The organism is Marinilabilia rubra, assembly GCF_003121985.1.
Lineage (GTDB): Bacteria > Bacteroidota > Bacteroidia > Bacteroidales > Marinilabiliaceae > Marinilabilia > Marinilabilia rubra.
The window spans coordinates 44,562-68,927 of sequence record NZ_QEWP01000002.1 but is presented as its reverse complement, the minus strand read 5'-3'; the positions used below and the strand labels follow the sequence as shown (position 1 = coordinate 68,927).

Annotated in this window: 19 protein-coding genes; 11 read left to right on the top strand and 8 right to left on the bottom strand. The window is 37.8% G+C overall.

Going from position 1 to position 24,366, the window contains the following annotated elements; all coding sequences use genetic code 11:
• The first annotated feature begins 10 nt into the window (after positions 1–10).
• From DDZ16_RS03145 to DDZ16_RS03110, 8 genes are all read left to right on the top strand, one after another.
• Positions 11–2,098, top strand: coding sequence for a beta-L-arabinofuranosidase domain-containing protein (locus DDZ16_RS03145; RefSeq protein ID WP_109262983.1), 2,088 nt, complete (start codon positions 11–13; stop codon positions 2,096–2,098).
• A 471-nt stretch (positions 2,099–2,569) separates the two neighbouring features.
• Positions 2,570–4,087, top strand: coding sequence for a beta-L-arabinofuranosidase domain-containing protein (locus DDZ16_RS03140; RefSeq protein ID WP_158275598.1), 1,518 nt, complete (start codon positions 2,570–2,572; stop codon positions 4,085–4,087).
• A gap of 30 nt (positions 4,088–4,117) precedes the next feature.
• Complete coding sequence (locus tag DDZ16_RS03135) at positions 4,118–4,672, top strand: glucose-6-phosphate isomerase family protein (protein ID WP_109262981.1); 555 nt, start codon at positions 4,118–4,120, stop codon at positions 4,670–4,672.
• On the top strand, positions 4,672–5,628 hold the full coding sequence (locus DDZ16_RS03130) for an ROK family protein (RefSeq protein ID WP_109262980.1): 957 nt from the start codon (positions 4,672–4,674) through the stop codon (positions 5,626–5,628). Before DDZ16_RS03135 ends, DDZ16_RS03130 begins: the two co-directional genes overlap by 1 nt.
• Positions 5,629–5,640: 12 nt before the next feature.
• Positions 5,641–7,413 carry a class I mannose-6-phosphate isomerase gene (locus tag DDZ16_RS03125; protein ID WP_109262979.1) on the top strand — a complete coding sequence of 591 codons (1,773 nt, stop codon included), beginning with the start codon at positions 5,641–5,643 and terminating at the stop codon, positions 7,411–7,413.
• Between the two features lie 20 nt (positions 7,414–7,433).
• Positions 7,434–8,243 carry a glucose-6-phosphate isomerase family protein gene (locus DDZ16_RS03120; RefSeq protein ID WP_198416666.1) on the top strand — a complete coding sequence of 270 codons (810 nt, stop codon included), beginning with the start codon at positions 7,434–7,436 and terminating at the stop codon, positions 8,241–8,243.
• A gap of 20 nt (positions 8,244–8,263) precedes the next feature.
• Positions 8,264–9,601 carry a sugar porter family MFS transporter gene (locus tag DDZ16_RS03115; RefSeq protein ID WP_109262978.1) on the top strand — a complete coding sequence of 446 codons (1,338 nt, stop codon included), beginning with the start codon at positions 8,264–8,266 and terminating at the stop codon, positions 9,599–9,601.
• Between the two features lie 3 nt (positions 9,602–9,604).
• Entirely contained in the window at positions 9,605–10,240 is a 636-nt protein-coding gene (locus DDZ16_RS03110) for an HAD family hydrolase (protein ID WP_109262977.1), read from the top strand.
• 141 nt (positions 10,241–10,381) lie between these two features.
• Here the strand turns inward: DDZ16_RS03110 and DDZ16_RS03105 are convergent, their stop codons facing one another.
• The 8 genes from DDZ16_RS03105 to DDZ16_RS03070 form a co-directional block, all read right to left on the bottom strand.
• Entirely contained in the window at positions 10,382–11,875 is a 1,494-nt protein-coding gene (locus DDZ16_RS03105; protein WP_109262976.1) for an ASKHA domain-containing protein, read from the bottom strand.
• A gap of 10 nt (positions 11,876–11,885) precedes the next feature.
• Complete coding sequence (locus tag DDZ16_RS03100) at positions 11,886–12,581, bottom strand: vitamin B12 dependent-methionine synthase activation domain-containing protein (protein ID WP_109262975.1); 696 nt, start codon at positions 12,579–12,581, stop codon at positions 11,886–11,888.
• A gap of 1 nt (position 12,582) precedes the next feature.
• The gene (locus tag DDZ16_RS03095) at positions 12,583–13,503 is read right to left on the bottom strand and encodes a CobW family GTP-binding protein (protein ID WP_109262974.1); all 921 of its coding nucleotides are present in this window, start codon (positions 13,501–13,503) and stop codon (positions 12,583–12,585) included.
• 95 nt (positions 13,504–13,598) lie between these two features.
• A complete protein-coding gene (locus DDZ16_RS03090; RefSeq protein ID WP_109262973.1) occupies positions 13,599–14,957 on the bottom strand; it encodes a uroporphyrinogen decarboxylase family protein in 1,359 nt (452 codons plus the stop codon).
• Between the two features lie 59 nt (positions 14,958–15,016).
• Positions 15,017–15,685: a corrinoid protein gene (locus tag DDZ16_RS03085; protein ID WP_109262972.1), complete on the bottom strand. Its 669-nt coding sequence runs from the start codon at positions 15,683–15,685 to the stop codon at positions 15,017–15,019.
• Positions 15,686–15,844: 159 nt separating this feature from the next.
• Positions 15,845–17,209, bottom strand: a complete 1,365-nt coding sequence (locus tag DDZ16_RS03080) for a sugar porter family MFS transporter (RefSeq protein ID WP_109262971.1) — start codon at positions 17,207–17,209, stop codon at positions 15,845–15,847.
• Positions 17,187–18,830, bottom strand: coding sequence for an alpha-amylase family glycosyl hydrolase (locus tag DDZ16_RS03075; protein WP_109262970.1), 1,644 nt, complete (start codon positions 18,828–18,830; stop codon positions 17,187–17,189). Before DDZ16_RS03075 ends, DDZ16_RS03080 begins: the two co-directional genes overlap by 23 nt.
• A 16-nt stretch (positions 18,831–18,846) precedes the next feature.
• Positions 18,847–19,848: a uroporphyrinogen decarboxylase family protein gene (locus tag DDZ16_RS03070; protein WP_109262969.1), complete on the bottom strand. Its 1,002-nt coding sequence runs from the start codon at positions 19,846–19,848 to the stop codon at positions 18,847–18,849.
• Positions 19,849–20,027: 179 nt separating this feature from the next.
• Here DDZ16_RS03070 and DDZ16_RS03065 point away from each other — a divergent pair, with 179 nt between their 5' ends.
• The 3 genes from DDZ16_RS03065 (at position 20,028) to DDZ16_RS03055 (ending at position 24,361) form a co-directional block, all read left to right on the top strand.
• The gene (locus DDZ16_RS03065) at positions 20,028–20,858 is read left to right on the top strand and encodes an AraC family transcriptional regulator (RefSeq protein WP_158275596.1); all 831 of its coding nucleotides are present in this window, start codon (positions 20,028–20,030) and stop codon (positions 20,856–20,858) included.
• A gap of 245 nt (positions 20,859–21,103) precedes the next feature.
• Entirely contained in the window at positions 21,104–22,807 is a 1,704-nt protein-coding gene (locus tag DDZ16_RS03060) for a glycoside hydrolase family 43 protein (protein WP_109262967.1), read from the top strand.
• A 78-nt stretch (positions 22,808–22,885) separates the two neighbouring features.
• Positions 22,886–24,361 (top strand): sulfatase family protein, encoded by a 1,476-nt coding sequence (locus DDZ16_RS03055; RefSeq protein ID WP_109262966.1) that lies wholly within the window; start codon positions 22,886–22,888, stop codon positions 24,359–24,361.
• Positions 24,362–24,366 lie beyond the last annotated feature (5 nt).

Here is a 24,366-nt window from a genome sequence, read left to right as displayed (position 1 = left end):
AATAGTAAAGATGAAGAATCTTAAATGTATCCTTTTAGCAGGAATCGTTTTGTTGAGTAATTGTTTTCTAGGAGTTGCCCAAGACGATGGCGCCCAAGGAAAAGAGTTTGAAAAGAGAATGGCAACTGCCTCGGAGGGGAAGAATGCAGTTAATCGTTACGATATTTCCTTCTTTAATAATCCTAAGACCAAGCTGGATCCCAGGTTTGAATTACTTCCCTTTGGGGACGTGAGACCTAAAGGCTGGTTGTACGATATCATGAAAGAGGATATTACGAGTGGTTTTGTTGGGCACCTGGATAAACTGGCTCCCATAATTTTGAAAAACAATGTATTCAAGAAAAGGAGAAAAAGTCTGACTGAAGATCCCGGAGCAGGAACACAGGAGCTGACTGGAGCAGCATGGGAAATTTCCATGTTGTGGTGGCCTGGCGAAACTCTTGGAAACTGGTGGGATGGTTATGTGCGTACTGCCTATCTGGTTGAGGATAAAGAAGCCATGATGCGAAGCGATGAAATCGTAGATGATCTGTTGTCTACACAAGACAAAGATGGATACATTGGTATCTATTCCCCCAAATTGAGATATAAGCATAAGGGGTCGAATGGAGAAATTTGGTCGCAAGCTGGAGTATTCCGTATGTTACTGGCCTACTACCAAATCACGAAAAAAGAAAAAGTGTTAGATGCCGTTGAAAAAGCAATGGCAGTGACTATGAAATACTATAACGAAGGAGCTAAAAGTCCGTTCGACCTGAGCGAAGAATGTTTTGGAGGGGTTAGTCATGGATTGATGTTGACAGATGCATGCGAAACCTTGTACAGACTCACCGGAAAACAAGAATACCAGGATTACGCGGTTTACCTTTACAAGGAATATTGTGCAAAACCATTGAACCGTTCGATGAATAACGTTCGTTACGAATACCTGATGGACAAGGATATCTTATTCGAAAGCCATTCGGTTCATACGTTTGAGCACTTACGAACACTGATCAATTCGTATTACGAGACCGGGTATCCGGAGTTGAAAGATGCTTATGAAACAGCCTTGAATAAGTTGAGTTATACCATTTTGCCAAGTGGAGCAGGTTTTGGAAACGAATGGCAGAACAGAGAAAAAGCAAAACCTGATTCAACAGGGGCTGAGTTCTGCGGTATGTTTGAGTTAAGAGGTTTTTATGCTTCTGCAGCCCAAAAAACAGGCGATGCCACTTTTGCCGACAAGGCCGAAAAGTTGACATTTAATGCCATGCAAGGTGCGCGTAATTATAATGGGACAGGTCTTGTTTACTGCAAAACTGATAACTGCTACAGATTAGACCGCAAAGCCCCACAACATGGTTTTCATGAAGAAGACCCAAGGTACAAATATTCACCAACACACGATGATGCAGCCGTTTGTTGTAATCCCAGCTACTCCAAAAGTTGGGGGTATTATGTTGGAGATATGTGGATGAAAGCCCATGATGGTATCGCAGCGGTGCTTTATGGACCATCTATACTGAATACACAGGTTAATGGTAATAAGGTTAGCATTGAGCAGGTGACCAACTATCCAATGTCGGATAAAATCGAATTTAAGGTATCGGTGAAAAATGATGCTAAGTTCGCATTGTATTTCCGTAAACCAGGTTGGGTGAAGCAAATGACTTTGGATGTTGAAGGAGGAGCTTTTGCCTTTGAAAATGGTTATTATAAAGTAACGAAAAAGTGGGCAGAGAACGAGACCGTCACCATTACTTTCGAAAATGAAATAAAGCCGGTTTTGTGGGAAAACAGAGAAGTATATTTCCAGCGAGGACCTATTGTTTATGCCTACAGTATTAAGCATAAAGAAGAAATCGTAAGAGATTATGATATTCCAAATTTTCATGATTACTTCTGTCTGCCAACGGATGAGTCATATAAAAACATCAGTTTTTCAATGAATTGGTTGGATGTAAATTTCGAATCAAATGTGAAGGGTGGATATGAAAACCCATGGTACAAGGATAATATGATTCTTAAAGTTAAAGATTCCAAAGGACAGGAGGTAAAGCTGATTCCTGTTGGTAATACAGTATTAAGAAGGGTGACCTTCCCGGTAAAAAAATAATCAAATCAAGTTGATATGAATGACCTTAATTTAAGAAGTGGATTAATCTGGATCATTGCGTTTTTAGCTGTGCAATTATCTGTTAGTGGTCAGACCCATAGCTACAATAAGTTTGAGAAGCTTACTATAACTCAAATAAAGCCAGGCGGTTGGATTCGGGAATTTTTGGAAAGGCAAAAAAAAGGCCTTACCGGTAATATTGAGGTTGCTGGATATCCCTATAACACATGCCTATGGGCTTGTGAAAAGATGAAGGGCTCTACTAAAGCGTGGTGGCCTTATGAGCAAACTGCATACTATTTGGATGGAGTACATCGTTTGGGGTGGCTGTTAAAAGATGAAAGTTTAATAAAAAAAGCCACTATTAATACCGACTATGTGGTGGAACATCTGAGACCCTCCGGGAGGTTTGGAACAGCACTGAATGATCGTTGGTGGCGCTGGCCTTATGCCAGCTTTAACCGGTTGTTTATGCTTCAGTACGAGATAAGGAAGGATGAAAAAATTGTTGAGGTGCTGGCCAATCATTACAAAACCTTTAAAGCAGAAAATTTTTGTGATGACCTGGAATTAGCTAATGTAGAACAGCTTTGTTGGTTGTATGAGAAAACAGGTGATGTTTTTTTTCTGAAAGTAGCCGAGAAAGCTTATGAGCTCTTTAAGTCAGATATAAACTATAGAAACCGTGCAGAAGGAGGCATTGCTAAAGATATTCAGTTTGCTTCGGAACGGACACCTGATAATCATGGGGTAGTTTATCTTGAGTTGGTAAAGATTCCTGCAATTTTGTATACGGTAACGGGGAATAAGGAATATTTAAAAGAGGCAGAACATGGGATCAGCAAGATGGAGAAACACCATATGTTGGTTTCAGGGTTACCCAGTACTACAGAGCACTTTAAAGGCGTTTCGGAATTAGCAGGCTATGAGATTTGCAACACAGCTGTTTTACCCTATACGTATGGTCATATTTTACGTGCAAATGGAGATGCTACTTTAGCTGATAAAATTGAGAAAGCAGTTTTTAATGCCGGTATTGGATCGGTAACAGAAGATTTTAAGGCACATCAATATTTTTCAAGCCCAAATCAAGTCTTAAGCACATCTACATCAAACCCTTATGGTCATCATCCTGCTAGGATGGCTTATATGCCGGGGCATGATGTTGAGTGCTGTACCGGCAATGTGAATAGGTTTATGCCTTACTATGTGGAGCAAATGTGGATGAGAAGTCCTCATAATGGTTTGGTTGCTTCTTTATTTGGGCCATCCCAGGTAAATGCTAAAGTAGGTTTTGGAAATAAACCTGTTACGATTTTTGAGGAAACAAATTATCCTTTCTCTGAAGAGATTACGTTCAAAATTAAAACGGAGGAACTAGTAAGGTTTCCATTCCATATCCGTATTCCGAAATGGTGTAACCAAGCAGAACTATTTATTAATGGCAAAAAGCAAAATAAAAAACTACAACCCGGTACATTTTGTGTACTAGATCGTGAATACTCTGATGGAGATATTGTGAGATTGTCCGTTCCAATGGAAATAAAAACAACTCAATGGCCGAATAATGGAATAGCGGTTGAAAGAGGACCAATTGTTTATAGTTTACCAATTAAACATAAAGCCAACACATTTGATAATGGTGGTAAATCAACTTCAGATTTTCCTGCCTGGGAGTATAACCCTGTATCTGAATGGAATTACGCCGCAGACTTTAAGGTTAGGGATATTGAGATCGTAGATCATGGAAATACGGGATATCCATGGTCTTTAAAAAGTTATCCTATTTCCTTGAAAGTGCCGGTAAAAAGAGTAAAGAACTGGAAAATTTCAAAAGTACACGATCATCACCTAAATAGAAGTGTTCCTAAAACACCTGAATTTCCTGAAAAATTAGAATTAGAGAAAAAAAAGGTAATGATTGAATTAATTCCATTTGGTTGTAGCCTCTTAAGGCTTACTATTTTTCCTGATGCAAACATTGAATAAAAGGATATTAACCACTTATACACTTAAATTATGAGAGCAAAAGTGAACATAGATATTGCTAACACTGAAAAATTAGTTGGCAAGGGAGTAAAAGACTCTAAAAAAACCATGAGCCAGCTAATCGGTGTTTTTAAGGATGAAGAAGCTTTTAAAGCAGCTGATCAAGATCAAGTTGTATACGAGGTTCAGGCTTATATGCCTGTAGAAGAAGGAAAAAAAGGCGGTCTATTTTGGGGTAACTCTATGGTTTATCCCGGAAAAGTTGGAACCGAGTATCATATGACAAGAGGGCATTTTCATTCAAACCTGGATACGGGAGAGTATTACTGGTGCTTGAAAGGGGAAGGTGCGCTTATCATGATGGATTTGGATCGTAATTGTTGGTACGAAGAAATGAAACCAGGCACCTTGCATTATATCCCGGGAAATGTATCTCACCGTGTGGCTAACACTGGTTATGAACCCTTATTTTTTAATGCATGTTGGCCTTCTGATGCTGGACATGACTATGCATCAATCGAAAAAGAAGGTTTTGCAGCGCGTTTGTTTGAAGTAGATGGAAAACCACAATTAATTAAAGAATAATGAGTTATTTGGTTGCTGATTTAGGAGGTACACGGATTAAGGCTGGTGTATTTCAAGAAAAAAAAATAATTGCCTCATCCATTTTGAATACTGATAACAAAGAATCGTTTAGTAAAGTAATCGAAAACCTTGATGGTGTTTTCGAGGAATTGATTACTTCGGTTAATTGCCAAAAATCTGAAATTAATGGATTAGGCTTGGCTTTACCGGGCATTGTCGATATAGACAGGAACCATGTATTGGCCATCAACGATAAATATAACGAATCAATCCACTTCAATTTCGATCGGTGGGCTAGGGATAAGTGGAATGCCGTATTAGCAACTGATAATGATGCAAGAGCTGCATTGGCCGGAATATGGCAATACGGTGTAGGGAAGGGGTACGATAACATTATAACCATGACATTGGGGACCGGTGTTGGTGGTGCTGCTTTAATTAACGGAAAGTTCCTTTATGGAAAGCACTATCAGGCTGGATGTTTGGGAGGCCATTCAACGGTTAATTTTGATAGTTTTAAGTGTAATTGTGGTAATATGGGATGTGTGGAAGCGTTAGGTTCAACCTGGAACTTAAATAATATTGTTCAGTCTCATCCAGATATAGCTCAAAGCTCATTAAATAACTATGATAATGTTGACTTTGCCGTATTGTTTGATGAATATAGAATGGGGGATACTGTAAGCAAAGAAGTGACTGAAAATGTGTTAAAAGCCTGGTCATCAGGTGCAGTTAATTTGATCCATGCATATGATCCGGAGTTATTGGTGTTAAGCGGGGGCGTGATGAAATCAGCAGATATTATTGTGCCTTTTATGCAAAATTGGATTAACAAGCATGCCTGGACACCATGGGGCAAAGTTCAAATTAAAATTTCGCAGGCGATTGATGATATTGCTTTATTAGGATTGGGATATTTGGTAGATACAAAAATTAAAAATAAGCGTAAGAATTAAACTTAAGAAAACATGGCAAACTATTTAAAGGGGCGAAAACCAAATTTCGATAAAACACCCTCCGTGGAAGTCAAAGGATACGAAGATGAGCTTATTACTGGTTGGGAAAATATCTGTAAACAAATTGCGGAGAGAGCGGATGGAAAGGAAAAATTCGTTATAGCAGTAGATACTTATTTGAATGTACATGATGAAGAAATAATATCTGCTTTGAAAGAAGACTTGCCTTATGATTTCTTTTATTTAGCTAAAGAGGCAATGAAAAGTGAAGAGGAAATAGATAAGATGACATACCCGGATGTAACCGACGATGATATTTTTGGGTATATGACTCGCCTGAATCTTGTTGATTTTTTTGAAGAATCAAAGTTACAGGCGCTTACATCCAAAGTGGACAGCAATGAAGGGGTTACTTTAGTCTATGGACCGGGTGCAACATTAGTTGCCTCAAATTATGATTTGCTGGTTTATGCCGATATGCCTCGCTGGGAAGGGCAATTAAGATTCAAAAGGGATGAAGTAAGCAATCTTGGAGTAAGTAATAAGATACTTAAAGGCTCTCTACAATATAAACGGGCTTATTTTGTTGATTGGAGGGTTTGCGACCGTCACAAGAAAAATCTTTTCGACAGGATGGATTTTGTGTTGGATACGGTTATTCCAAACCAGCCAAAAATGATTTCAGGAAAAGCCATGTTGGAAGGGTTGAAAGAAGCAGGGCAAAGACCTTTCAGGGTTGTTCCTTTTTTTGATCCTGGCCCATGGGGAGGACAGTGGATGAAGGAAATATGCGACTTGGATAAATCCCGGGAAAATTTTGCATGGTGTTTTGATTGTGTGCCTGAAGAAAATAGCTTGAATTTAAAATTTGGGAATCAACTTTTTGAAATCCCTTCAATTAATTTGGTTTTTCGACATCCGCATGAATTGCTTGGTGAACCTGTGCATGCGAGGTTCGGTGATGAGTTTCCTATTCGTTTCGATTTTCTCGATACCATGCAGGGAGGCAACCTGAGCTTACAGGTGCACCCGTTAACAGAATACATCCAAGAGCAGTTTGGCATGCATTATACCCAGGACGAAAGTTACTATTTACTTGATGCCAGCGAGGATGCTGTGGTTTATCTCGGGTTAAAAGAAGGAGTGGATCCTGAAGCAATGATTTCGGAATTACAACATGCTCAGGATACAGGAAATAAATTTGATGCAGACAAGCATGTTGGGATATGGCCTGTAGAAAAACACGATCATGTATTGATTCCAGCGGGGACGGTTCATTGTTCGGGAGCGAATAGTATGGTACTTGAGATTAGTGCAACACCTTATATATTTACTTTTAAGCTTTACGATTGGGGAAGAATGGGATTGGATGGAAAACCACGGCCCATTAATATTGAACATGGCAAAAATGTGATTCAGTGGAACAGGGCTGAATCCTGGTCTAAGGCAAACCTTATTGGACAGGTAGAAAGATTGGCAGAAGGAGATGGATGGGTTGAAGAGCGTACCGGACTTCATAACCGGGAATTTATTGAAACCCGCCGCCACTGGTTTACCGATTCAGTGTTACACAATACCAACGATGGAGTAAATGTTCTAAATTTAGTGGAGGGACATGAAGCCATTGTTGAAAGCCCAACCGGTGCATTTGAACCTTTTGTGGTTCATTATGCAGAGACATTTATAATACCAGCGGCAGTTGGAGAATATACCATTCGACCTTACGGGGAATCAAAAGGTCAAAGGTGTGGAACAATTAAGGCCTTTGTAAGAACAAAACCATAATTACTCAAACTATAAGTCAGATGAGAAATCATGATAGCGTTAAATCAATAATGACTTTCGACCCGGGACTTGATATATTGCCCAAAACTGAACGATTAGGATTTGAATATGGACCGGATACCTTCGGCCCTGAAGTAGAAAACCGTTTTCTAAAAGATATAAGGGCAAGTCTGAAAGACCCCCGGTGTGATGGACCTGAGGTTGTTTATAGCATTGCCATGGATGTTGGTAAAAAGAAGCATAAAGAGTTATTGCACAAGTTACATCTGCTTTATGGAGTTGTAACATATGCTGCAGGGAGATTGGGAAAAGAACCTATCCGAAGCCAGGGACATATTCACAGTATTTCGCCCTATACCAATATGTCCACCCCGGAAGTGTACGAAATTTGGCAAGGGAAAGCCATTATATATATGCAGGAAACTGCAAAGGATAATCCGGGAAGATGCTATGCTGTTGAGGCAGAACCGGGAGAAGTTGTAATTGTACCTCCAGGTTGGGCACATGCAACGATTAGTGCAGACCCTGATCAACCTCTTACATTTGGTGCATGGTGCATCAGAGAGTATAGTTTTGATTATGATGAGGTCAGAGAGCATAAAGGCTTGGCCTGGTTCCCCGTTTTGGATGAAAAAGGGAATATGACCTGGCAAAGAAATGAAAATTATGAGTATTCTGATTTGATTGAAAAAAAACCCGGGAAATATGAAAATCTGGGGATTGAAAAAGGCAAGTCGATTTATCAGCTTTTTGAGGAAGATTCTGATAGGTTTCTGTATGTCCCTAAACCGGAATTAAAAAAAGAAGTATGGGAATGCTTTGTTCCTTAATTAAGTTTTAAACAGAAAAAATGAAAAACAAAAGATATCTATACTGGATAACATTTGTAGCCATTCAGGGCGGATTAATTTTTGGTTTGAACATGGCTGGTATTTCCGGAGCTGTACCTCTAATAAAAGAATACTTTTCTTTAAGCGATGTAAGTCTTGGTATCGCCGTTAGCTCAATTATGGCTGGTTGCTTAATTGGAGCCATGATAATAGGCGGGTTAAGTGATAAATGGGGACGAAAACCAATGATGATTTTATCTGCAGTTTTGTTTATGATTTCAGCCGCTGGTTGCGCTTTGACAGAATCGTTGTGGCTATTCATAGTTTGCAGAATCACAGCAGGTATTGGGGTTGGATCAGTGTCTGTATTATCTCCTACTTACATTGCAGAAACTGCTCCTGCCAAAAAGAGAGGAACTTTGGTTACACTAAACCAATTTGCCATTGTAATCGGTATTTTGCTGGCTTATGTATTTGACTATGCTTTAATTAATTTTAGTGAAGCCTGGAGATATATGATGGCGGTTCCTTTTGTTTTTGGAATAATGTTTCTTGTCTCTCTATTGTTTTCTTTTCCGGAAAGTCCTCGTTGGTTGGTGAAAACCGGAAAGTTGAAGCAAGCACAGTTGATTTTGGAAAAAATTGGAGGTAATATCTATGCAGAACAAGAATTAAAGAACATAAAAGAGGGTACATTAGATACAACTGGAAAAAAGGTTAAGATTAACGAACTCTTCAAGGGAAAGTTGGCAAAGGTTGTTTTTTTGGGAAGCATGTTAGCCTTTTTTGCTCAAATTACCGGAATAAATGCTGTGCTTAATTATGCCCCTACCATTTTTAGCCAATCCGGTTTGGCAAGTGAGCAGGCAATGATGCAATCGATTTATGTTGGAATAGTCAATTTTTTGGCAACTATTTTCGCATTATGGCTGGTAGATCGAAAAGGACGTAAGGTATTATTAACCTGGGGTACCGGAGGTATGACCATTTCACTGGCCTATATGGTGTATGCCTTTCTTGGTGGAGATTCAGGGAATATTGGAATATTAATATCACTGTTAGCATACTGTGCATTCTATGCTACCTCACTTGCACCTGTATTGTGGGTCGTGACCTCCGAGATTTATCCTAATAGAATAAGAGGGATGGCCATGTCCTTTTCAACAGCATTAACTTGGCTTTTTTCGTTTGTTAGTGTGCAATTTTTCCCGCTTATAATTAATGAGTTTGGAGGGGCTTTTGCTTTTGGTTTCTTTGGTTTCTTTAGCCTCTTTGCATTCTTTTTTATATGGAAATATATTCCTGAAACCAAAGGAAAATCACTTGAACAGATTGAAAAGGAATTAGATTTAATATAAGAAATGGAGGAGTTTGACAGTTTTATTTTTGATTTGGATGGTACGCTATGGGATTCTGTGGATGTTTACATAAAGGGATGGAATAATATTTTTTTGAGAGAAAATATTCCTATAAGGTTCGACCGAAGATATTTTGAGAGAATGGTTGGATGGAATCCGTCAGATTTCTTAAGGGCGGTTCTTCCTGATTATTCGCAACAATATCGAGAAAGACTATATTGTGAGGCAAGTGAGGAGCAGTTGCGCTTGTATGATACATCCAAAGCCTTTATTTATCCTGGTGTAATTGAAGGTCTGAAATTACTGAATAGATCATACAGATTGTTTATTGTAAGTAATTGTTCTAAAGGTATTATTGAGAAGTTTTTTCAGCAAACTAATACCGGATATTGTTTTACCGGGAATATTTCTCATGGAGACAATGGATTGTCAAAAAGTGAAAATATTAAATATATCGTGAATAAACATAACTTGAAAAAAACAGTGTATGTTGGAGATACAGTTTCAGATAAAACGCAAAGTGAATTAGCAAATGTTGATTTTATTTGGGTTTCTTATGGTTTCGGTTTTGTTCAGGATTATGAGAAAATGGTGAATTGCTTTAGTGAATTAGTTTCTTTATGTCAAATTCGATCTTAGGTTTGGTTAAAGTGCATGAAGAATGGGATCTTTTATTTCTTTTCAAATGCCTCCTCAGAAAATTCTGAGGGCATTTGAAAAGAAAAATTGTTATTAATTGGAAAGCTTCCAGATGGGTAATTCCACTATTCCAAGATCAATTCAAAAGTATGTATTCATTGCAAATTCCATTTCGAACTCAGGATGATTAGCCAGTTCAACCAATTCAGCTTTGTGGATAATGGTTTTAGCATGGGTCATAAATTGATCAGAAAGGACATGCAGCATGGCACCGGTTCCTGAGGTGTTGCCTACCGTGATAATTTTATTCTCTATTTCTTCAGGTAACAGGCCTATGGTTACAGCACTTTTCGGGTTCATATAATTGCCGAATCCACCCGCCAGGTAAACTGCATCAAGATCGTGGCAATCAAGACCAGCTTCCTGCATTAATATTTTTATACCAGTGAATATGGCACTTTTTGCCAATTGTACTTCTCTTACATCCTGGGGTGTAATAACAACTTCTTCATTGTTCCCTGATGCCTGTTTGGTTGCTACCATGAAGTTTTCATTTAATTCGCCATCAGCTCCTATAATGCCTTTTTTAAGCATATAAGCCACCGCATCCAACAAACCGGAGCCACAAATACCGATTGGTTTATCATCAGAAATTGTTTTATAGCCGTCATCGTTAAAAACCGCAATGGCACCATCAAAAGCACCCATGCCACAATGAATATTAGCGCCTTCAAAAGCCGGGCCGGCAGCAGCGGCACAGCAAAAAATTTTGTTGTTGGTAACGATGGCCATCTCACCATTTGTGCCGATATCAATAAAAAGATATTTTTTAATTGCTTCAGGTGGATTTAGCGAAGCCAAACCGGCAATAATATCAGCTCCTATATATGCTGAAAGAGAAGGGAGTAAGCATATTGGGGCATTTGCATTAGCTTTAATATCTAATTCATCGACCGTTAATTGTTTTTCATCTGTGAATACAGCCTTAAAAGGAACCAGGGCAATAGAACTTGGATTAACACCAGTTAGGAGGTGAAGCATTGTAGTATTGGCGCTTATGGATACTTTTACAATATCATTGATGGATCGGTTTTCTTGCGTTACAAATTTATCAATCTGTTGATTGATTGCATTGAGTATGGCTTTCTGAAGCGTGCTGATGTTTTCCTCATTATTGCAATAGTAAATTCTACTAATAACATCGGCACCGTATTTTGTTTGCGGATTACTTACACCAATACTTTTAATAAGCTCCCCGGTAATTAGGTTCACCCAATAAAAAACTACACTGGTTGTTCCTATGTCAATTCCTAAACCAATTGACATATCAGTCACCTTGGTAAGAAGGTTTTGTTCTGGTTTAAGATGTAATGAGTGCAGATACTGGTGCGTGAGTATCTGTGATTCCCGTTGATTGGGCAATACGACTTCAATATTGGAATTTGGATAATAGGTACAGGAACTGACAAGGCCGATATTACGAAGCTTTACTTTACATTTTCCACAGCTGCCATTACCACCGCAGGGCGCTGATATAGTAACGTTTTGATCATGTAATATTTTTAGCAAACTCAGACCTTCCTTAAAATAGGATTCTTTAATCTGTCCGTTGTCGTGAAGACGTAATATGGCCATTATTTTCTGATTAATTTTTACGTTCAAGGGTATTTCGATAGATACAGTTGATACTGTTACATAAGTGACAAACGTGCTTATGAAAGGTTACTTCTTGGCCTGCTCCAATAATGCCACTAACTGTTTTTGCCGGTTGCATTAAGCAGGATTCGGTTAGTGTAACATTGCAAAAATCATTAGGAAAGAAAGAAAAGAGCAATTGTTGATCAATAACGTTCCATTCGCAATAGCCGGGACTGTATCGGTTGGTTATTTTTAAACCTTTTTCATATAATCGATTTTTGATGATGTTTTGCATTTTATCCATCGCCTGCTCAACGATGACTGAACCTAATACATCAAGAAGGTAAGCTTCAAGTAAATGACCTTCATTATTAAGTTGTCTGGCCCTTTCTGACACTTCTTTACCGGCAGTACAAATAAATATTGCCGCATGATTCATCTTCCTTAAAAAATGTGTTACTTCTTTACCTGCTTTGAATATGTGGTTATTAATATGTATCTCATCAGATATTATTTGTCCCGGCTGAATAATATAACCTCCTTCAATCTTTGTATTATTATTGAGAAGATCCAGCTCATAAAGAAGAAAGTCATCATAGGAAGGCATCTCGTCTCCAATGCGCGCCATTTTTTCAATATCACTTGTAGCGATATCCAAATCACTAATATTAAACCTGAAATGTTCCGGCTTAACTGATTTCATTTTAATTAAGGATTTTAATATGTTCTCTATATCTTTTTCTTAATTCAACAATTGTTAAATCATGGCCGAAGGCAATTAATTCGGACGGACCTGTATAATCGGTAATAACTTTGATTTCATAATTATCAAAAACGCTGTGAACAGATACGATTTTCCCATCCGCTAGATTAATAAACCCTTTAATGCGTGGACATTTTAATTGTAACTCACCGATGAAATTTAACAGTTGAGGTTCTTTCATCTTATCATGTGTTCGCAGAACACAAGCTTTTATGTCTGGTAGTCCTTCCGATATTTTACCCAGGTGTTTTTGAGCTGCTAATCCTTTTGATAATTCTGGCAGTGTTAATTGCTCCCAGTTTACCCGAGCAAACTGAGACTGAAGTATTTCACCGTAGGGATTTAGGCCACGTACAGAGTCTTCGATATCATTAAGCTTACCACTAAATATATCCATCTTGTTTAGAATAATCTTGTCGGCTACCATAATCTGGTGCTTAAAACGAACCAGAGTTTTTAATCCCTTAAAATAATTAGGTGCATCCACTAAACAGATGCTTTTATCTAAGGTCACCAGTTTATTTAATTCCTTGATTTGAAGTAGTTCAATAATACTAATTGGGTCAGCCAGACCGGAGGCTTCAAGAAAGATGATTTCCGGTTGATAATCGTGAATTAGTTTCTGCATTTGCTGAACAAAATTATTAAGCTGACAAACGCAAAAAACAGATCCGTTATTAATTTCGACTAATTTAAAATCGCTATGGTTTTGCTTTAATTCTTTTCCGTCGATACCTGTTGGCGCAAATTCATTCTGTATAATGGCAATGCGCTTTGTTTTAGATAATTCATTTAATAGGTTTTTCAGCAAAGTAGTTTTGCCACTTCCTAAAAATCCGGTGATAAGATTAAATAAAACCATTTTATCATTCACATTAGCTATACGAAGATGAAGGTTTCATAATGACGAAACCTTCATCAGACTGTTTATGTATTGACAAACCAGTGATTTGTAAGCTAGTTTTTGTTTTTCAGATAATGATCAATTTTAGCCTTGATATCATTGATTGGTGGTATCTGTGAGATAAACTCCACGTTACCATCTATTACAATTGTTGGAATATTTTTAACACCTAAGGTTGCCATCATCTGAACACCTTTTTTTTCTTTGATGCTGTGCTCTTTATAAATAACCTGCTCACCATAAGATTCTGATGCTCGTTCCAATGCCTTAACCATGTATTGGCATGGTGCGCACGACGATGAATCTAAGGTAATGACATCAATGATGACTTTCTTATTGTTCCAATGATTCGTCAGATCCAATAATTCAATATTGTCGGTAGTGGCTTCCGAAGCTCTTAATTCACCCTGAAGTACCTCGTTATGGATGAGTTCGGATATGGCTATTAAATTTTCCTGAGGTGTTTCCATGGCCAAGTCGCATCCTGGTGCAAGTATAAAGCCTTTCTTACCACCAATATCCATACATTCAAGGGCATCTCTGCGCGATGCTTCTTCATCACCCATTAATAATACCACAGTCAGCTTAATATTTCCACCGAACGAAACATTATGCTTTAATGCCATATCACGAACAAAGTCTAAAGGAATATTCTCGTCGATGGAGATATTGTCAGGATTGGTTTGGCACATGACTTCAATATTTTGCTGGGCGTTGCCACATACAAAGAATGAGCTTAATGCGTTTGCTTCTCGAATAAAATCATTGATCTCTTTTACATGAGGCGAAACGAATGTTTCAAAACTCATCGGGTCAATCTGGCTGGTCATCGGATCAACAATAGCAATCACATCAGCCCCGGCTTCAATGTAATTACTTGCCATCATCTTGGCTACATCAGTTGTAAAACGCATTAACTTATTGGTGGCATCCGGATCCATCATCATCTGCATAAAAATATCGGTACCCAACAGGTGAAGGGCTAATGTAAAAGGACCGGTGATTAATCCATAAAGTGCCATTTCAGGATGTTGTTCCCTTAATTGTCTGGTTGCTTCCATCACCATTGGAATGCGTCCTTTGCAAGGGCATGGTACTTGCAGGTCATCAACAGTTAATCCTTCTGTTAGTGGATGAGAAATAACAGCAGGCGGATTGTCATCTGCCCAAGCCAGTTTACAGCCCAATGCTTCGGCCTCTATCTGCAGGTCAAATGCAACAGGAATACCATCGGGCTTGTATAATTCTATGGCCTTATTAACACCTTCTACTATTTTTCCAGTTGATTGTAGAAATTCAGTGGCTGTGAGCCCAAGGAGACTACCGGCATGCGCACCAACGAATGGCACCCATGGTATGCGCTCGACTTTCTCGAGCTTCATTGCTTTTTTTATTAATTCTAAACCTTTCATAAAAGTTACTCGTTAGTTGATAAATACTGATTATTATGGGCTTACAAAGATTGACAGGTTTATGATGCCAGAGTATTTAAAAATTCCACCACTCCCTGAGGGTCCGGATTATAGCTATCTGCTCCGATTTTGTCACAGAAATCCTGGTTAACGGGAGCACCACCTATACATACTTTTCTGTCTGCGTTCCTTTCTTTAACTGATTTCACTATTTTTTCCATGTTAGCCATGGTGGTTGTTAAAAGTGCAGATAGGCCAATTACACTATTAGGATATTTCTCAGCCGTTTCGATAAACTTTTCAGCTTTTACATCGGTTCCCAAATCAATAACTTCGTAGCCGTTACCTTCTACCATCATTGCCACCAGGTTTTTACCAATATCATGCAGGTCACCCTCAACAGTTCCGATAATAAACGTTCCTTTACGCCCGGCCGCCCCGGTAGCAAAGAATGGTTTTAAATGTAACATTGCAGCACTCATAGCTTTAGCACTCATTAAAACCTGAGGTACAAATACTTTATTTTCACGGAATTTGACACCTACTCTTTCCATGCCTGGCATCAATCCGTTTGAGAGAATTTCCCCCGGAGCTATGCCTTTCTCAATGGCTTGTTGGGTTAATTCATCAGCACCGTCTTCGCCTTTCATGTCAGGAGGGAAAGGAGCGGCTTTGTTTATCTTACCAAATTCAATACATGTGGCAATCTTTTCTAATAAATTTTCCATGGTTTCAGTAAATAAATGAGTTAATAATGCGCTTGTTTTTTCTGAAATTATACAGCAAAGATTTGAAAATCAATATTCTTATTCAATCAGAATATTGTCTGATATATATGTTATCTTATCATTGGATTATCCTGATGCACATTTAAAAGCAGAATATTCTTAATTATTAGATGAAACTTTATCTGATAACATTTCTTTCTCGATCTCCTCTAAAGACTTACCTTTTGTTTCAGGAATATATTTGAGTACAAAGAGAAGTGATAGCAAACTAAATGCGCCGAAAAATCCGAAAGTAAGGTGTCCTCCTAATTGATTCAGCATGTATGGGAAGAACTGAACAGTTAGGATGGTAAAAATCCAACTGACAGCCGTTGCGAACGACATGGCAATACCACGATATAAATTAGGAAACAATTCAGAGTTCACTACCCACATAACAGGTGCCATTGAGGCAGAATAAAAGGCCACATAACCTAAAATTGAAATCAGTATGCCTAGTGATTTATTATTGGGAAACATAAAGGAATAAGTCAGATAGGCTAAGCCTAATGTCATTCCTACTGAGCCGAATAATAATAATACTTTACGTCCCTTTAAATCAATAAGCCAAATAGCTATAAAAGTAGATGCCAAACATATAATACCAATAAAAATTGATTGAATCAAGGCAGAGCCGCCACCAAATCCAATTTTTTGAAATATGGTAGGGGCGTAGTTAATAACCGCATTGATCCCCGTTATCTGTGAAAAAATGGCTAAGAACGTACCGATAACAAGGACTTTAAAAATCCGTCCATTAAATAAATCACTCAACTTAGCTGAATTGGTTTCGTTTTGATTGGTTGAATCTTTCATGCTTTTTAACTCGCTTTCGGCGTAATCACTTCCAAAAATGTTCGATAGAATCTTTTTAGCTTTCTCCTCCTTATTATTATTGAATAGCCAACGCGGACTTTCAGGGAATGAACTCAACAAGAAAGTAAGGAAAAAAAGGCCGAAGACGGCTGGTATCCCCATCATTAAGCGCCATTGATAATTGAAATCCAATAAAAAATAATCAAAAACATAGGCTAATAAGATACCTGTTACGATAGCAAATTGCTGCATCGACACCAGTGTTCCTCTTTTATCGGCCGGTGCAATTTCTGAGATATAAGTGGGACATAAAACAGAAACGGCTCCTACCGCTAATCCGGAAATAATTCTGGATGTGATAAAGACGATTGTAGATTGCGACAAGGCACAGCCCAGTGCAGATACAATAAAGAGGATGGCGGCTACGATCAATGCCTTTTTTCTTCCATATTTATCGCTAAAACCACCGGCAAACCAACTTCCTATTAAGCATCCTAACATGATGGAACTGACCGTAAAGCCAAGGCTTAAGTCACTTAATGCAAATTGCTCTTTTAAAAAGGAAATTGCCCCGGAAATACCAGCCATATTTAGGCCAAATAGGAATCCACCATTAATGGCAACAAAGGTTACCCAGTATATATAATTAGATGTTTTTGAACTGTTCATTTTTAGTGCTTTTAGTTACTAAGAAGCTATAAGGTTTAAGTATTAACTTTTTATTTTTAAGGGTAGCGCCCTCGTTAATCAACTGTTTGCCATTTAATTGCATTTCAATCGTGATTTCCTTATTTGATAAATTGAGGACAATTGTAACTTCATTGTTCTCATAGATTCTTGAATAGGCTAATATCTCAAAAGGTACTGATTCAATTGGGGTGAAATCTCCAAACATCAAAGAAGGATTGGATTTACGTATATTGATTAAGCTCTTATAAAGGTGCCACAATGAATTGGGATCACTCATCTGATTAGATAATGAAATCTGCTTTGCCACACCATTGACATATATTGAGTTATCCCACCATTCTCCCGTGTTCTCATAAAAGGCAGCCATCCCATCTGCATGAGGATTGGCACTCCAGGGAAAAGCTTCACGAACAGGAATGTGATTAGCATCTGAATTCCAAATACCTGTTGTACCTGACATGCCTAATTCCTGACCATAATAGATGGAAGGAACCCCAGGTAAGAGAAGGTTTAATACAGCACCTATTCTGATTTGTTTGTTGTTATTGTTGACAACACTTGCCCAGCGATTGGTATCATGATTTTCTAAGAAGTTAATACTATAGGTGTCATCACTAAATCGTTGCATGGTTGCCTGTACTTCTTTGATGATTCTGTAGGGATTCATATTTACTCCCTCCTTATCAGGATCCGTGTACATGTCGTGAACGCCTTTGCTACCGGCAAGCGCAAAACGTAATGGAAAGCTAAAAGACGCGTCGGCACCACTTTCCTTTATCATTTTATCTCCATAATGATTCCAATTGGATTGTTCGCCTAAAACAAACAAGTCAGGATTGATATTTTTACAATGTTTAAAAATAGGATTCCAGAACTCTGAATACATATTTACAAACAAGCCTTTGTAATCCAGATCATCCATAATATGATCAATCCTGAAGCCGTCTACACCATCATCAAATTTTCCATCTTTATTAGGATCGACCCAGAAGGCATAAAAGTCTTTCATCCATAGTTTAACCTTTGTATTATTAAGGTCTAAAAACACAATGTTGCGTTTTTTACCTGGCCAAAGGTTAAAATCGAATAATTCCGATTTGGTCGGCATGAAAATTTGCTCAGGATATTGATGAGCACTGTCTGAGTAATAAATAAAATCAGCATATTGAGATTGCGGATTTCGATAAGAATCATCGAACCAGATATGACCACTTTGTGCATACTGGGTTTCCATATCCATCAAAAATTTCATGTCTTTTTCATGTACTGCCTTGACAAAAGCAATATATTCTTCCATCGTACCATATTCCGGATCAATTTTCGCATAATCAGTTGGAAAGTAATTATGGTAGAAATCAGATTCATAAAGCGGCGTAAATAAAATAGTAGTTACTCCTAACTCCTTCAGGTAATCCAGCTTCTGAATAAAACCATTCAGGTCACCATATTTATCTCCATTTGAATCATAGAAGCTGCGTTGGAAAACATGATAGATGATTTCATCGTGCCATCCTTTATTATCCTTTTTATTCTGGCTTTGCACCATGTTGGTGAAGCAAAAAGAGAATATCGCAACGCATATAAATAAAAACCTTAACATAGCTGATATTTTTTGGTTATGATTTAGTTGCCATACTCATGGCTTTTAAGTTCTCATATGGCGTTAAAGCTGAAATCTCACATCCACCAGACAGGATCACGCGTTCGTTTCTATATGTTTCAACGATATCCTTGCTTAACTGGAAGACTTCATCCTGAGTCTTGCTCATGATAATGGTAGGATCAAGGTTTCCGCACAGAATAACTTTCTCGCCCAGTATTTCTCGCGCATGTGCCATATCAACTTGCCAGTCCAAATCAAGTATGTCCAGATTGTGTTCGGTATACTGAGGTAATAAGTGACTGGTATCGCCACAGATATGTAATTTTACTTTTCCTCCCAACTCATGGATGTAAGATATCAATTCTTTATGTCGTTCCTTTACATAGGTTTCATAAGTCATAGCGTCAATTTGTGAACATACGGCATCACCAATACCAATAATATGACAGCCTGAATCAATTTGGACTTTTGCAAAATCTTTTGCTGTGTCAAGGCATTTATCCATCAATAGGTTGGCAAAATCAGGATCCATCATCAGGTTCATGAGCATCTTATCCATGCCCGCTAAATCGCATGCTTCAGCTAATGGGCCTTCTACCCAACCGATAATAGGAACATTCCCCTGTGTTTTTTTAGAGAGTAATTCTGCGGCTTTGATTCTATCCAACGTTCTTTCAGTTTTAGTAACATCTGGATTTCTAAGATTTTTAATGTCGTTAATAGATGTTACAATGTGATCTTCACATCTGGGAACACCGTCTTTGATAAATTTAACCTTTGCTCCAAAAGCACTTGTTTCACGGTAGGGGTCGGAAATTAATCCAAGCATATCGGTATCAAAGTCTTCGAAGCATCGGTAATTGGCTTCTGCTAATACTTTATAATCAGCAGCGAATTCGCCATAGTTACTACCTATATATTCGGCCGCAAATTGCATTAAAATAGGCCGGAATATAACTTTATCAGATGATTTTCCTTCATTAACCAACTGGTTGAATATTTCTAATTTTGTCATATTATGAGATTTTTGAAATGAATTAATTAGCTTTTTACAAAGGAATTAATGAAAACTGTTTAATGCTACCTTGGTATTGACGATAAGTTGTACTTGATTGAATTTTATTGTATTTTTAGGATAGATAAATTCACTAAAGTATTTGTGTTTATTAAGGCTGAATGTCCAAAATCTTTTATATGAAACCTTCTTACGAAAAGATAGACAAGAATAAAAATTCATCATTTAAGGTTATCGAGCACAAAAACCAACAAGAATACAGACCCTATCACTTTCATCCGGAGTTTGAGATTGTTATTATTACACGGGGGGAGGGTAAAAGATTTGTTGGAGACCATATCGGTTTTTTTAAGAAAAATGATTTGGTATTGGTCGGCGAGAACCTTCCCCACTGCTGGATACAAAACAATGAGATTGATGCAGTAGTGATTCAGTTTAGTAAGGAACTTTTTTTTGATCGTATTGGAGATTTGGTTGAGTTTAAGGAAGTCACAAGACTGTTGTCACAAGCAGATAATGGAGTCTTTTTTGGAGAGTTATCTGATTCCTTAAAAAAGAAGCTTAAAAAAATATTAGAGCTGGAAGGCTTCGAAAGATTTATTTGTCTTCTGCAAATCTTAAACGATTTAGCTCATTCTTCCAAATTTGAGGTTTTATCATCGTTTAGTTTTAAAAACCAGCAATTGCTAAAACGTCGCATTGATAAGGTTCTAAACTATATTTATCAAAATATGAGTAATGAACTGGACGTAAATGTTGCTGCAGAGATTTTAAATATGAATGTTTCTGCTTTTTGCCATTATTTCAAAAAGAGCACTAATCGCACTTTCTCCAGTTTTGTAAATCAAATACGTATCGGATATGCTGGCAAACTGCTTATTGAAACAGATAAAAACGTATCGGAAATTGCCTTTGAAAGTGGATATAATAGTCTTTCTAATTTTAATAAAAGGTTCCGGGAATTAAAAGGGATTTCTCCAAATGAATACCGAAAAAAGTACGTGATCTAGTTTCATCTTTCACGACTAGTTAAACGTGAAATTTTAATGACACTTAAGCATGTCCATGGTTTCAAATTAGGTTTTACATTATGAATGTTGGATGCTTCTGATATAGGTTTTCAATGGAGTACCTGAAATTCGCAATATGAAGGTTGATTGCGCATTGCTTGTGTTGTTTCTTTGATGATGTAAAATTGATTTTGAAATAAAGTTTATTTACTATAAAGTTGTGGTACATTAAGAAACTTCAGAAAATGGGAAAAAAACTATTACTACTGTTTATTTTTATTTGTTCAATAACAGTATATAGCCATGAATCAAGGGCGCAGATTCTACCTCCACAAAATTCATTTGTCAATCCAATTATTCCCGGAGGTTTTCCGGATCCATCTATCTGCAAAGTTGATGATACTTTCTATATCGTGAATTCTTCTTTTGAATATTTCCCAGGACTGCCTATTCATAAAAGTAAAGACCTTATTAATTGGGAGCTTATAGGTTACGGTTTGCATAGAGAAGAGCAATGCACAAATGAAGTGAACCTTGTAGATGTGCAGTCCAACGGTGGAATTCATGCGCCAACAATCCGGTATAGTAATGGCAGGTTTTACATTATCACTACTAATGTTTATTATAATGAAGCTGATCAAACAACCCATTTTGTTAATTTTATTATCACTGCTGAGAACCCGGAAGGTCCCTGGTCAGACCCTCATGTTTTGAAGGGTGCACCTGGTATAGACCCGGATATTATTTTTGATGATGATGGTAGAGTTTGGTATGTAGGCACTCATTCACCGGAAAATCCAAACTTTGAAGGAGAGGGGGAGATTTGGTTGCAGGAAATCGATATGGATAACTGGGAATTAACCGGCCCAAGACATTACTTGTGGCGGGGTGCTTGTGGCGGAGTATGGGTAGAGGGACCGCATATGTATAAAAGAGATAATCGTTACTATCTGATGGTGGCTGAAGGTGGAACAAGTTTTAATCATGCAGTGATGATTGCTGTAAGCGATTCAATAACAGGTCCGTTTCTATCCAATGAAAGAAATCCCATCCTTACATCAAGACATCTTTCGTATGACAATTGGGTTCACAGTACAGGGCATGCCGATTTAATTGAGCTAAATGATGGCCGATGGTATATGGTTGCTTTAGGCATTAGAGGAGATGAAGATCGAGCTTCGAATATGGGGCGAGAAACACATCTTGTTTCTGTTCAATGGGAAAAAGAACCGTTTCCCTGGAAAGAAACTCAATACGAGTGGCCTGTTGCTGCACCTCAGACCGGCAGAGTAGAGCGCTTTAATCCTGTACCATTTGATGCTACATTTCAAAAAAGAAATCCCGGTTTCATTGATAATTTCGGTTATGAGAAATTAAAACTTGCCTGGAATTTCAGAAGAGTTCCAACCTCCAACATGTATTCTCTAAGTGACAATAAGGGGCATCTTAGATTATACACCCATCCGAATGTAATAAAAGAACGTGGAAGAGCAAGTTTAATGGGCTTTAGGCAAACAGAAAGTGATTTCGAATACCAGGCAAAAATGAATTTCCATCCCAAATCCAATAACTCTGAAGCAGGAATATGCCTCTTTCAAAAAGATGATAATTATTTCACCTTGACCGTAGTTAAGGAGAATAATAAATACATGCTTCAGCTTAAACTTGCTGAGCCAAATTCTAAACCCCGGATACTTAAAAAACAAGAGATTCCAAACTATAGTAAAGAAATTACTTTTATGGTTAAATCTGAAAACCACAGCTATCTTTTTTATTACTCATTGAATGGGGCTGAATTCAACCTTATTGAGCAAACTAAAGCGAATTACATTTTGAGCAAAAAATACACAGGAGCTTACCTGGGAGTATATGCCACCAGTAATGGTGCAAACTCACAAGATTATGCTGATTTTGATTGGGTGAATTATAAGGGATTTGCAAGATTTTAGTCAATTTCCTGCAGATAGATAAAAATAAGCCGTGTTATTACGACGGCGGCTTGGTATTACTAACCAAAAGATGAACTTATGTGGAAACGAATTTCAAACATGAAATCAGGAAGATTAATGACTTTAAACCCTGTTATTGGGATACTGATAATATTTTTATTGGCATTAAATTCCCGGGCAGTCTATGCCCAAAATAATAAACAGCCCAATGTGCTATTTATAATCTCGGACCAATGGTCACCAAAAATATCTGATGGCTCTGGTAATTATTCCACCGGGATAAGAACACCAAATATCGATAAACTGGCAGAACAGGGCATGCGTTTTACTAAAAGCTATTGTAACTTTCCACTATGTACCCCTGCGAGGGCCTCGATATATACAGGATTGTATCCTCACAATCATGGAATGATCGATAACGAGGAAATTTTCAAAATATTTTTAGATAAATATCCAAACCGGCACGATATTTCAACTATGGGTGAAGTTTTTAAAAAGGCCGGATACGAAACCGCATATATAGGTAAAGAACATGCCGGTGATTATGCTTATCGTGGGATTGATCATTACGGCAGCTACAAAATGTCTGCCGGTGGTATGCTTGGCGAAGGGTCGGGTTACGACCCTGTTTTTACTACCGATGCCATTAATTTCATAAAAAGGGAGCACAACAAACCCTTTTTTATGACCCTGTCGTTGATTAATCCACACGATATTTGTAAAGTTTTGGGGGGAAAGGTTAAAGGAGCCACTTTTGCTGATGCTTTGTTTTTTTGCCGAACCGATGATGAACTATACCTGCGCTATCAGGAACGACCAGATGTTCCCGAAAACTTCGACAAGCCGTTTATTCCGGGTATGATTAATGAAAATAGCTATATGTTTGAAGACCTTGGTGATTGGGACGAAAACGAATGGCGTAGATACATCTCGACATATTGCCTTTTGGTTGAAAATACGGACAGATTGATTGGTTATGTAATTGATGCCCTTGAGGATGCCGGTTTAACTGAGAATACGATTGTTGTTTTTACATCCGATCATGGAGAAATGATGGGAGGACATCAATTAATTTCCAAGAATATTCTGTACGAAGAATCCGTTCGTACTCCATTCATTTTGAGGTACCCTGAAAAAGTTAAGGCCGGATCAGTTGATGATAAAACAATATTTGGCAGCATAGATATAATGCCAACTTTACTTGATTTGTGTGACGTATCGGTTCCGGAAAATATGGATGGGAAAAGTTTCAAATCGAGATGTTTAGGCGGAACTGATGGTGAATTTGAATACCTGTTTTCTCAAATCCACGAAGGCCGTATGCTAAGATTTGGCGATTTTAAATATGTAAGAAGTATATACAAAGTTGAACAATTTGATGTGCTTATTGATCTGAAAAATGATCCGAAAGAAACCCAAAATGTATTTATGAAACCAGGGTATGAAGCAACTTCAAAATTTGCCAGTAAGAAATTAGACAAATGGTTATCTGTTGAAAAACTGGAAGTTACCACCAGTCGGGATTTTATGAATTTGCCAATTAAGAATAAATAATAAAT